This window comes from Halobacterium sp. KA-4, from assembly GCF_021028995.1.
Lineage (GTDB): Archaea > Halobacteriota > Halobacteria > Halobacteriales > Halobacteriaceae > Halobacterium.
The window spans coordinates 32,443-43,932 of the sequence record NZ_JAJJZG010000022.1 but is presented as its reverse complement, the minus strand read 5'-3'; the positions used below and the strand labels follow the sequence as shown (position 1 = coordinate 43,932).

Below are 11,490 nucleotides of genomic sequence, written 5' to 3'. Positions count from 1 at the left end.
GAGCCGACGCATAATCCGAGATGAGGAGTCCTTGTCGTGCACAGACTGGACTTCCTCATTCCTTCCGAAAGGTGCCTCGATAAGCCGCCGCTATCACGCGGTTTCTCGCTTAACTAAAGACGGATGATCCTCAATCCCTTTGAGAGAACTGTATCAACAATCTCCTACGGAAGAGCGACGATGTTTTGCGATCGTTGACCGACCGGGAGTACGTTGAGACGTACGAACAGGACACGCTCCGAGCGCGCGCCCACAGTCCGGCTGACGTGCTTGACGATCTTCGCGGGCGGGCAGACCGGTTCGAGAGCGCGGCCGAGGAGATCGAGGAGCGCTGGGAACAACCGGAGTTAGAGAGCACGAAGGCGAGTAGGTTGGCTGTGGAAAGTATTCGAGTGGTCGGAAAGAATACATAACACGAGTAATCACTACCGTGTGTATCGCCGAGTTGGCGCCAGAATTGAGACCGCTGCCGCCAGATTACCTGTCACTACCCTTCGCCCTCCATCCCCGTGGAGGAGCACCGGCGATACACCGCTTCACCGTTTTCGACTACACTGCAGAACCCGCTCATTCTGAGAAGTTACTCCCCGTATTATCGCAAGTCGGCGTGGATCAGTCCGGATAAGTAGGGGACGGAATGGTGTCTGACGTGTGCCATACCCATACTTCCACGGCTTCCATCTCCCGGCAGATATTTATAACAGACACCCCCCATGGCTTCCAACTTCTCCGAAAACCCATGCTTCCACGGCTTCGAGGAGTTCCACGCTCTTAACCACACACCCCCCACGACTTCCAACTTACTTCTCACTCATCTAATACACCGTGTTCTCTCGCTTCCGCACGCAAATCATCTAAGATAAATCCATCATCTGTCTGATCTGACTCCTCTAGTGCTGACGCTACAGTTTCCAAATCTGTAACGAGCGAGTAACGATTTGGGACGCCACGCTGATTGCGAGCGTTATTGGAGATGTGGAGAATGCCCTTATCTACCATTGAAAGCAGGTTATTGTGCGCTCCACGCCGGGAAATAGCACTCTTCCCATACTCTTTGACTGTTGCTTCATACGTAGCGTAAATATCCGATGTGCCAGCCGGTGTTTCGGCTCGTGCATGATACTGGGAGATGGACAGCAGGAGATACCGCTGCGAATCGCTCAAATTCTTGATTCCACGAGTGACCGTCTCCTCCTCGACGATTCGTTTTGCCTCTCGGACATGGCGTTCTTTCACTTGTTCAAACGGTTGCGTGGATTCTGGAGCATTCCGAACCTCATCTTCAGCGAGTTGAGTTGCCTTCCGAAGGATGCGGATGGCGTAACGGGCACTCCCGTGTTCCTTGGTGGCGACCGCAGCACAAAGCGGGATAACGTCCTCGGAGAGTGCGTCCTCATAGAATGCGTCCTCTGCTCGGCGTTGAAGAATAGACTGCAGGTCTTGAGAGTCGTATTCTGGGAAGTGAACTTCTGACTCACAGAGTGTGTCCCGCACTGAGGTTTTCATGTTATTTTTAAAGTAGAGGTCGTTGGAGATGCCGACGATGCAGATTTCTGAGTCAAGTTGACCCATAGACTGCCCCCGAGTGAGCTGGTAGAGGAGTTCGCCGTCTGAACCGAGCCCATCAATTTCGTCCAGAACAAGAATGACGTAATCGTCACCGTTCGCCAGCCCCTCGAAGAGTTGTTCGTAGACCTCTGAGGAAGGATACCCAGTGCGACTGAGTTCGGGCTCATCCAGGTCGATGGTTGTGAGTGGGCTTGTCGGAGAGCGGAGTTCGTTGACGATGTCAATGGCGGCTTGATACGATGACTGCGAGCCAGAACAGTTCGTCTCCACGATGTCTACGTCCACACCGTTGTCTTCTGCTTTCTGCTGTAGCTCGGGCAGGAGTGTTCGTGTGGCGAGTGTCTTGCCGACACCTGACTCGCCGAAGAGAAAGATGTTGTCGGCGTCCCATCCTTTCAGAATTGGAGCGAGAAGATTAACGTATTCATCCATTTCCTCGCCCCGTTCTTCGATTTCGTCTGGTTGGTATTCCGGCTTCAGATAGGAGATGTCCTTGATGAAGACATCCTCGACAAGGCTGTCGTCGAAATACTCAGTCATTACTGATGGAGTGAGACAGCGATTGGCATAAAACCAGAGGGTTCCACACCTACCACGACTTCCAACCCCTCGAACACTTATAAAACACCCTCTCCCCATTATTTCCAACCTAGACTAGGATAACAAGTGCAGTCTACAGCATTTACACTCTAGATAGGGAAACAAGTAAGTGGTTGACAGCAGAACCAAAACCGTAGTGGGTTCAAATCAAAGGGAGTGAGGCACTCGAAGAGTGTCCTCCGACCGATGAACCCATCCTGTTGTCCAGCATCCTGTGGAGAGTTGGAAATAGTGGGGAGAGGGTGTATTTTAAAGAATTGCCCCGTTGGAAGTCGTGGAGGCGGTGGTTGAGGGTGATTGTCTTTATCTTGCCATCTCCTGCATCGTCCACGAGAAACCACGCTTCCAGCACCAATCCGCTTGACGTCCTGCTTGGTCTCTCCTCGTCTTGTCCTTGCTCGTGTCCAGCCCGCTCCAACGGTTTCGCTCATTTGAGCGAGAGATTTTTGACACTATCGACCTCGGGACTTACCGAGGAGACGACTACTCTATACAACTGCTGACGAGGGGACCGGCTTCGGGCTCAGTATTGTCGAGGAAGTTGCCAGTCGGCACGGCTGGGAGGTTTCGGCAACAAATGGACCAAGCGGTGGCGCCAGCTTCGAGATCACTACCACTTGCTAATCGCCCATCCTGATGAGACAGACGAGAAAAGAGGTCAGAATCATCGGTCACTTACGAAGTCCGCCACCCCTCAGGCTGATAACACTGTAGAGTGCCAGTCTGTCAGGGGTCAGCCATCGGCTCTTTCGATATTGCGATACGTGACAGCTTGGATCATGTTCGTTTCTCACGGACTCCTTCGCGGCTGCGAGTCATGTCTTCGCAGTTCGGACACACACGTGGCTCGTCGATAGAGTCCGGTGTAAATACACGAACGTAGACATCTGTGACGTGGCTGCCACAGTTCTGGCACTCCGGCATACCAGTAGCAGTCATCTTATCGGTCATAGGCTTTCTGTCAGCGCCGAAACGACCGAGTAGAACTGCAGAAGCGTCCACAACTGTTCCAGACTCAGTCTTGGGAAGCTCACAACTCAATACCTTGTCGCATAGATCGCCTGGCTATGGAGTGACAAATTTGGCGCTGTTGAAATCCTATTGATCAGATACTATGTGCGGTGAAACAGCCGGTAAGTGAGGATGAGCACTAACTGGCGATAGTACTCATACGCACGGCCTTCACCAGATATTTTGCCAATTGGTGTAAATCCAACTATGAATGCCCTCCCTATCTCGGCGTGATGCCCTCCGAACAATCGGTCTCGCCGGTGTAGCGAGCGTCGCTGGGTGCAGTTCGTTACCTCTCGGAAATGGCCCGAACGAACGCCCACCAGATACACTAGGAACCTCCTGGTCGCCCTCAACGGATACCTGGCGCTTCAAGTACGCTGATTTACAGAACATAGCACGGAGCCCCCAGAAGATTCAGACGCCACCGACCATCAAGTGGCAGGACCGCATTACTGATACCTCCTCCGCCTCCCTGATCTCTGGCGAACTCGTCGCTGCAACCCCGGACCAGGTGATTACTGCGGGTCGATTCGACAGCGAACTCCACCTGCGTGCCTACGATGCCATCGATGGCAAGCACCGATGGAACCGCCGTATCCAGTATCAGTCGGGGCGTCGAGTACCGCGATTCGGTGGCCTCGTCAATGGATCGCTCTACATGACTGACGGCGGTACCGATGTTATCGCCGTGAATGCAGGTGACGGCACGATTTAGTGGCGACGAAACCTCTACGACCAGGTCGCCGACACCGTGCCCGAGAAGTTCTTATCCCCGTCTAACTCTGCGGTGGATTTTTCCCCCATTCCAGTAGCGACACCGGAGACCGTGTATATTCAGAGTAGTTACGGGTTGCACGGGATCGATCCCGGCGATGGAAGCGAACGGTGGCGGTTGTATCTGGGCGATCAAATTGACGAAGCTGCCCTTGAGGATCCCTACGGCCTAGCGGTGACTCCCCGGCGGGTGTGGGCGAGTTACGGTGGCCACGTTCAAGCGCTGTTCACGGTCCGGCTGTCTGACGGCAGCCTCGAAGTTGAGCGGACGCACCTGCCGTTCGAATTCCCGTCGCATCCGGTGGTCACTGGTGACCGAGAAGCGGTCCTCACACACGATATTGTGTGGGGGACGAGCCCCCAGGAGACGTTGGCCGTCGGTGTAGCTGGCGAGGACGTGGAATGGCAGTTCCCCGGGTATGCGGGCGAGGGCGCGGCAGCCTACTCACCGTTGGCGACTGACGGCGATCACGTGTTCGTTGCTGCGAGCTACGAACAGCAGGAGCAATTGGTCGTGTTCGCGTTGCAGGCGGCAACGGGGAAACTGGAGTGGCTCCACCGTGAATCACTCGCGGGCCGGAACGTGTCGGTCGGTACTGGTGATGAATTCAGGCTCTGCCAGCCTGCGGTTACCGGGGAGACGCTCGTCGTCGGATACGGAACGAATCCTGAGCAGGGGACAGGCCATGGCGAGGTAGTTGCACTTTCGCGTGCGGCGGGCCAAGTCCAGTGGCGTTCCACCCTCTCGATCGCACCCCAAGACGTAATGAGAACGGGCAACCGGCTCTACGTCGGTGGCCAACAGGGAACCGTCGTTGCACTGACAGACAACGACTCGGACTGACGGTACGCCGCTACTCCCCAGAACCAAGATATCTCGGACTCCTAACGTACCAGATCGTCGCTCAATCTTGGTAGCAGCGGGCGATTTCAACAGACGAAGTTTCACTCAATAAATCTGGAATCTGAGAGTGGACCACTAACTCGTTCACCTGTACTTACCGATTCTTTCACCTATGATAAACGATAAATAGACTTGTATATGCAACCCGAAGTTGCCCTACTGAGAGGGCTTGAACGAATGGGCCCCCAAATATTCCCCTCGTCAGCGACAACCCCTTGGTATGGTTGAGTACTGTGATAAGTGTGGGACGGAACTTGGCTCATCCCAGGAACGCCACCAGCGGTACCGAATCGAGCATCCGTCGGATTCGGTCGAGACACTGGAAGGGCGTCTGTGTTCCGATTGTTTCTGGGAACTCAAGGAGTGGCTCGAAACGGAGGAGGTCACGTAACGGCGTTCCACTGATTGAGCGATACAGCGTCTGTCCTTACCAATCTACGCTCGGATCTAGTAGCCGTTGAGGGTCTCACCAGCGCCACACATTCCTACCCGCCGTACTTTAAGTGAGTTGTCCGACGAATACTCTGTATGAGCACTTTGGTGGACACAATCCAAATCGAGAACGTCGTTGCATCCAGTGATATCGGCCAAGAACTCGCCCTCGACCAACTCTCCACAGACCTTCCCGGCGCCGACTACAACCCCGAGGACTTCCCTGGAATCGTCTACCGCCTCCAAGAGCCAAAGTCAGCCACGCTGATTTTCCGGTCGGGGAAAGTCGTCTGTACCGGCGCGCAAAGCGTCGATGACGTTCACGAAGCTCTCGGGATCGTTTTCGATGATATCCGCGAGTTAGGTATCGATGTCGCGAGTAATCCGCCGATTGAGGTGCAGAATATCGTCTCCAGTGCCAACCTCAAGCAATCGCTGAACTTGAACGCGATAGCGATCGGGCTGGGATTGGAGCAAATCGAGTATGAACCCGAACAGTTCCCCGGCCTTGTTTATCGACTCGATGAACCCGATGTCGTCGTTCTCTTGTTCGGTAGTGGGAAACTCGTGATTACTGGTGCAAATGAATCTGAGGACGCCCAGCACGCGCTGGCACACGTCAAAGACCGCCTCACTGAACTCGGCCTGCTTGAGTAAGCCCATGGTCTCTAAAACGATAACTACACGAAAGGAGCCATGTTGCTGGAGTGGGTGACATCTACCCGTCCCTGATCGCTGAAAACAGGGATGTTACTCGCTGAGGTCGACGTACTGGGTTTCCCACTCGCGGCGAGCAGCAATTTCTCGTTCTCCATGCTGGGTGAGCGTATAGGAGTTTGTGCGCTTGTCGAGTTCGCCCTTCTCGAGGAGGCCTTTGTCGACGAGGTCGTCGAGGTTTGGATAGAGCCGGCCGTGATTGATATCTTGTTCGTAGTAGTCCTCGAGTTCGGCCTTAACTGCGAGCCCGTGTGGTTCCTCAAGCCCAGCGATCACGTACAAGAGGTCCCGCTGGATCCAGTTAGATCGTGCATCCGTCTGTATCCACTTCTATGGGGTTGAATAAGTCCCCTCTGATATCCTAGTGGGTCTTGCAGTCCTATGGCCGAAATCCGCGGTGAGAAACTTCTAACCTTTATATAGTGGACAAGAGAATTTGATGATGGAATGTCTGACCTCATCGTCAAAGCAGCCGTGAAGGACGAACTCTCGGAGCACAACGTCTCGGCGGACTTCTACGACGCCCTCAACGAGGAAGTCGCTGAACTGCTCAATGACGCCGCAGAGCGTGCTGAGGCCAACGACCGGAAGACGGTCCAGCCCCGCGACCTGTAACTCCGGATTCCGCGAGCGCACTCGTCACTCGAAGATTTCTAATTCCTTTCGAAGGTTCTGTGTAGAATTAACAGTAGTTGCCAGTACGGTTTCTTTATTTGGGGCCGGGAATGAAACCGCCGCTACGTACAGGGACTCACGAATCGCTCAGTACAGAGTATTATCTCAACGGTACCTATTTTATCGAACACTACAGTATTCCTTCTGTGACAGTTGCTTCCGGTTCCCGAAATATAGGAAACTCCGTCGGAAGAACGCTTGGAATAGGATTATTAGGGATTGGCGGACTGATTTTCGGAGTCCTATTACTGGGACTTGCGTATCTTCATGCAGCTGCTGGGATTCCTACAGCAATCCTCCCTGCCGCAGGTGGGGCCGTGCTTCTTGAGGCTGCAATTGCGATCCTACTACTGCCACTTCTCCGGAGAGCGGAAATCATCCAAACTCAAATCGAACTACCAGCTTTCGTCGTGGCACTTGTATTTACGACTGTAGCCACCACGGCATTCATACTGCTTGGTTCGGCTCCCTGACTCTTGGAGGGACTGTTCATTATACTCATCGACTGAGCGGCTGTGCCGCGTCAAATCAGCTGGTAAGAACTCGCCTTGATTTAGGGAGTGCTTTCGCTCAGTACAATAATTCGAATTGGAATGCTCACGATGGCAAAATTAGGTGCATTTATGCCGATAGATAATTGTCAATAAATAATGCCCTCCTCAAACAATCGTCTCGCCCTCACAATCGCCGCTGGAGTGTTGAACACTGCACTCCTCCACTCGTGGGCATTCTTTGTTTTAGGTGCAAGTGGTCCTGGTCCTCAAACCACTCTCGCCACCCAGGTTGGAGCGTGGGCATTCTGGATTACTGGGACCTTCCTCCTCGGAGCTGTCCCGTTCTATCTCTATTTCGAGTACAATCTACTCACCGCTCCCCTACTGACGATCCTGCTCTCCGGGTACTGTTTCGCAGACAGACTCCCGGGAGGCTCGATGGAGGACTTCACCAGCTTCTATGTCGCCGTGTGGCCGTTCTTCCTCGCTGTTATCGGGGTGATAGCCGCTGTCGAATACTACGTTCGGATGCAGTAACACCAACCCTGTTCTAAATCCACATTCTAGTTCGGTTAACACCAACCTCAAATATAACTTACAAAATCGCAGACTTGCTTACCGATTCGACTATTCCAGTTTCACGCACCTCTCTGAATAAAGAAATTGCGCTAGCAACCACTGCTAAGTTTGACACGCCCATGTGGTCTACAACACACGACCCACAGCCATACGAAGGCTAATCCTCTGCGATCAGTATCACGTTAACACAGAATCACCCTCGGTAGAAGCGCAAGCGTAGACGGAACAGAACAAATTGAATCGCCTTTACCGCCCATAATCAGGGTTTTGGGCGTGTCGAAGTATCCGTACGGAATCAACGACTCGCCTCTGCTTAACCAACAGCGGAGAGTTTCTCGGAGTGAATGTTGGTTAAGCCCTGTATGAACGTTCCGGCGCGGTGAGATAACCCCCCTTGCGAACGGTACTGAACAACTGTCTCCACCCCCGTTTGCGATATGTATATGCTTATCATGGGCGTTTCAGAGCGTCTATCCACCGAACAAGTTTTCGGGGTATCTACCGGCGGAGCAGGCCGACTGGCACGAAGCTTGCCCCGAGGGCAAAGAGTGTATGCTCCGCAAATCCCTATCGGTGCGGATGAGTACCAATCGAGATGAACAACGTGCCAGATGCTCGATGCAGAGCTGTCTCCCCGATCAGGTAGCCATCACGGGTGTCGTGCCTGTACCGGACGATTGCCCGCCGGATTGACTGCTAGCGGGGATCCCGGGTTGCTTGTCGCCGGTGACGAGGAACGCCGCAACGTTACTCAACAGCACGTCGTTGTCGCCTTCAGTGGCGCTGGACGTCAGGAAGTCGGTGTCTCCGACGGCGAGCACGTCCCCGTTGCGTGCGGCGACGGTGTACGACGCCTCGTCGCGCGTCGACGACAGCGACACGTCGCTGGCGGTGAGCACCGACGAAGCGTCCCCACTGGTTGTCACGGGCGTCGCGTCGGTGAGGACTGCATTCTCCACGCCGTTGGCAACGCCGTCGTCACCGCCCGCGTAGACGGACTGGAAGTTGTTCGCGTTCTCGGCCATGTCGTAGAGGTAGCCGTTCCCGAACGAGATGCCGAACGTCGCTGCAAGGTTCGTCGGCTGCCCCGCAGCCGTCACCGTCCCGCTGGACGTCAGGCCGGGAATCGAGACAGTCGACGTCGTGCTCGTGGTTGTCGGTGGTTCGGCAGCCAGCAGGACGCGGCCGCCGGCGTCAGCGAACGCTTCAACGCCCGCGACCTCGTTCGACGAGTACGTTGTCGCAGGGCTGGCGACGACGAGCGCGTCGGCGCTCCGCAACGTTTCGTTGAATGCCGCGCCGGGTTCGGCGCCGATGCTCATCGACCCGCCGGCATACATTCGAACCTCGTGGTCGGCGGCAACGAGCGCATCCACGAGCGGCTGGAGAGCATTCTCGCTGACGCCGTTGCCGTGGCTCATATCAATTACGACTGTCTTCGAGTCGCCGTCAGCGGGTGCGGTGATGCTCCCATCGTCTTCGATGGGTTCAGCAACAAGTTCATTTGTGTCGTAGGCGGGTGCGTCCGGTGCGGCGGCCTGCGTCGGCGCCCCTAGTATGAGGCCGCCGGCGTAGGCTGCTGCGACGACGACCGCAGCGACGACGGCGATGACGCCGATGGCGCGTGCAACCTTACGCGGTTGCATTCGCGGTCACCTCCGTTGCGTTACGAGCTGTGTCGGTTGTAATGGTTCCATGCAGCATGAGATATTGAACGGTGTCGACGCCGCGGTACTCGAAGGTCTGCTCGGTCGTTGCGTCGCCAGTGGTGTCTGCGGAGAGGCCAAGCTGGGCGAGCACCGACGGCTGGGGCGCTTCCATGCGTACCACGTCGTAGTTGCTAAGGCCAGCGTCGTCAGCAGCGGCCCCGATGGCCGTGTCGACACCGCCGATTTCGTCCGCGAGACCATTCTCCACACCGCTCGCACCTGCGTACACCTTCGCGTGCGAGACCTCCTCGCGTGTGAGTTCGATGCGGTCGCCGCGCTCAGCGAAGACGGAACCGACGAACGCGCGCCGTAGCGTCTCCACGCGCTGACGGACTTCATCAGGCGTCGACCCACCGACTTTGTCCGGACCAGTGACGACTTGCCCCTCAGGAATGCTTGCCGAGGGCAGGGTGGCGCGCACGCCGATGCTCCCAACGACGGACGCGGGCGTGACGTAGATATCGTCAGCGGGCGCGGCAGCGTAGTACGACCCGGAGGCCGCAGTGCCGGTGACGCTCGCAACGACAGGCATCTCACCCGCGGTGCGCTTCACCGCGAGATAGAGCTGCTCGCTCGCCGACGCCGTCCCACCAGGACTGTTCACGTCAAGAACAACCGCCTGAATGGAGTCGTTCTGCCGGGCGTCCCGGAGGTCGTCGATAACTGCGGTCGCAGAGTCACCCGTAATCGAGCCGTGGAGTTCCACCACGGCGACCGTGCCGTCGGGCTCGGTCGCACGATCCCATGCCTGTGGTGCGACCGCAACGCCGACGAGGAGACCAACAACGATGAGAACGAGCGTGAGTTGGCGAGTAGAGCCATCAAGGGCCGTCACATCGCCACCTCAGCAGTATTCGATGCATTATCTTCGTGGAGATCGACGTCGTCGTAGGAGACGGTAACGGTCGCCGGCTGCCCGTCAGCCGTCGTCCAGGACGTGACGACCTTCAGGGGAATCTCGCGGTTGAGATCCACCCAGACGGTACGTGTCACGTTCGCCGTCCCTGTCGCCGTTGCGTCCGCCGCCGGCGTGAGTTCAACGACAGCGGTCTGGTGGCCGCCATAGCTAGTTACCCGATCAACGGAGACGTTACTAGTTCGGACAAGCGTTTCCGCAAGTGCCCCATAACTAGCCGGCGCAACCGCGCCAGTATTGCTTGGTCCCGTGGTGAAGACCGGGCCACTATCGGCTGCGCTAGTAACTGTTTCACCAGCATTCGGTCCAGCCGTATACATAACCTCTCGTTGATCGCCATGGACGGTGACGATTGCGCGAGTCTCCATAGTGGCGTCGCCAACCTCGACCGTACGGGAGACCGTCGCGTCGTAGCCGTCAAGGGCGGCATGTCGCTGTTCAACCGCGTCTCCGACTGCAGCGGCGTTGACGGAGCTATCAGTAGATAGCCCGCCGATACAGCCTGCAGTCAGCGTGAGGGCAACGAGGGCGGCTGTTACCGCCACTCGCATTTGTGTAGTATTCATTACTCTCCATATCTTCATCTTTCGAGGGGGCACAAAACATATCCGATGAAGCCCAAGCCATAGCGAATTCTCGAATAGTGGTTGAGCACATGTGTTGAGCCGTACTGGCCAATTTGGTTTCTCCAGCAGAGAAGTAACAGGTGTCGGATGATTACTACTATTGAGGCTCGGGTTGTTCTCTGTGGGCAGCCTTTGTCGCTAAGAGGAGAAAGGTGAGTATCCCAACGACCCACACGATAATTCCAGCGACTGCTGAAGCCTGTAGCGCAGCGTATTCACCAAGTGCAAGAGGACTTACACTCAGTCCGAACACCCCAACGGCGTAGCCGATTTTGTCGGAGCGGTCGGCGAACTTAATCTGTGCGCCGAAGAGGGAGAGATCGTAGGCGAGATAGAAATACGCTGCACCAACGTAGATAGCGGCGATTACAAGTGCGGGATACCAGTCTGGGAGAAAGAACTGGTACACAAGACCGCCGACGAGGAGTCCGAACACGACCGCAAGTGGGAGCGACTTGTCAACGGCCATTCCGTCAAGGTT

General features: G+C 55.8%; 12 protein-coding genes and 2 pseudogenes. 7 read left to right on the top strand and 7 right to left on the bottom strand.

Annotated elements, in window-relative coordinates; all coding sequences use genetic code 11:
- Nucleotides 1–194: 194 nt before the first annotated feature.
- Nucleotides 195–413 carry a hypothetical protein gene (locus LPA44_RS15955; protein WP_230890493.1) on the top strand — a complete coding sequence of 73 codons (219 nt, stop codon included), beginning with the start codon at nt 195–197 and terminating at the stop codon, nt 411–413.
- A 394-nt stretch (nt 414–807) separates the two neighbouring features.
- On the opposite strand, the gene LPA44_RS15950 is transcribed toward LPA44_RS15955, so the two are convergent.
- The gene (locus LPA44_RS15950; protein WP_230890492.1) at nt 808–2,109 is read right to left on the bottom strand and encodes a Cdc6/Cdc18 family protein; all 1,302 of its coding nucleotides are present in this window, start codon (nt 2,107–2,109) and stop codon (nt 808–810) included.
- A gap of 561 nt (nt 2,110–2,670) precedes the next feature.
- On the opposite strand from LPA44_RS15950, the pseudogene LPA44_RS18295 reads away from it, so the two are divergent.
- A pseudogene (locus LPA44_RS18295) lies at nt 2,671–2,793 on the top strand (ATP-binding protein); the annotation flags it as partial.
- A 153-nt stretch (nt 2,794–2,946) separates the two neighbouring features.
- Here the strand turns inward: LPA44_RS18295 and LPA44_RS18490 are convergent.
- Nucleotides 2,947–3,093, bottom strand: coding sequence for a DUF7563 family protein (locus LPA44_RS18490; RefSeq protein ID WP_353635594.1), 147 nt, complete (start codon nt 3,091–3,093; stop codon nt 2,947–2,949).
- Between the two features lie 841 nt (nt 3,094–3,934).
- On the opposite strand from LPA44_RS18490, the gene LPA44_RS18290 reads away from it, so the two are divergent.
- A complete protein-coding gene (locus tag LPA44_RS18290) occupies nt 3,935–4,801 on the top strand; it encodes a PQQ-binding-like beta-propeller repeat protein (protein WP_230890491.1) in 867 nt (288 codons plus the stop codon).
- A gap of 588 nt (nt 4,802–5,389) precedes the next feature.
- Entirely contained in the window at nt 5,390–5,950 is a 561-nt protein-coding gene (locus LPA44_RS15940) for a TATA-box-binding protein (RefSeq protein WP_230890490.1), read from the top strand.
- Nucleotides 5,951–6,043: 93 nt separating this feature from the next.
- Here LPA44_RS15940 and LPA44_RS15935 read toward each other — a convergent pair.
- Nucleotides 6,044–6,324: pseudogene (locus LPA44_RS15935) on the bottom strand (helix-turn-helix transcriptional regulator).
- 133 nt (nt 6,325–6,457) lie between these two features.
- Here LPA44_RS15935 and LPA44_RS15930 point away from each other — a divergent pair.
- The 3 genes from LPA44_RS15930 to LPA44_RS15920 all read left to right on the top strand — a co-directional run bounded on the left by LPA44_RS15930 (nt 6,458) and on the right by LPA44_RS15920 (nt 7,716).
- Entirely contained in the window at nt 6,458–6,625 is a 168-nt protein-coding gene (locus LPA44_RS15930; protein ID WP_230890489.1) for a DUF1931 domain-containing protein, read from the top strand.
- A 206-nt stretch (nt 6,626–6,831) separates the two neighbouring features.
- Nucleotides 6,832–7,158: a hypothetical protein gene (locus LPA44_RS15925; protein WP_230890488.1), complete on the top strand. Its 327-nt coding sequence runs from the start codon at nt 6,832–6,834 to the stop codon at nt 7,156–7,158.
- 177 nt (nt 7,159–7,335) lie between these two features.
- Nucleotides 7,336–7,716: a hypothetical protein gene (locus LPA44_RS15920; RefSeq protein WP_230890487.1), complete on the top strand. Its 381-nt coding sequence runs from the start codon at nt 7,336–7,338 to the stop codon at nt 7,714–7,716.
- Nucleotides 7,717–8,396: 680 nt separating this feature from the next.
- Here LPA44_RS15920 and LPA44_RS15915 read toward each other — a convergent pair.
- The 4 genes from LPA44_RS15915 to LPA44_RS15900 all read right to left on the bottom strand — a co-directional run bounded on the left by LPA44_RS15915 (nt 8,397) and on the right by LPA44_RS15900 (nt 11,478).
- On the bottom strand, nt 8,397–9,404 hold the full coding sequence (locus tag LPA44_RS15915) for a GldG family protein (protein ID WP_230890486.1): 1,008 nt from the start codon (nt 9,402–9,404) through the stop codon (nt 8,397–8,399).
- On the bottom strand, nt 9,391–10,302 hold the full coding sequence (locus tag LPA44_RS15910; protein WP_230890485.1) for a S49 family peptidase: 912 nt from the start codon (nt 10,300–10,302) through the stop codon (nt 9,391–9,393). Before LPA44_RS15910 ends, LPA44_RS15915 begins: the two co-directional genes overlap by 14 nt.
- Nucleotides 10,299–10,949, bottom strand: coding sequence for a hypothetical protein (locus LPA44_RS15905; protein ID WP_230890484.1), 651 nt, complete (start codon nt 10,947–10,949; stop codon nt 10,299–10,301). Before LPA44_RS15905 ends, LPA44_RS15910 begins: the two co-directional genes overlap by 4 nt.
- A gap of 157 nt (nt 10,950–11,106) precedes the next feature.
- A complete protein-coding gene (locus LPA44_RS15900; RefSeq protein ID WP_230890483.1) occupies nt 11,107–11,478 on the bottom strand; it encodes a hypothetical protein in 372 nt (123 codons plus the stop codon).
- Between the last annotated feature and the right edge of the window lie 12 nt (nt 11,479–11,490).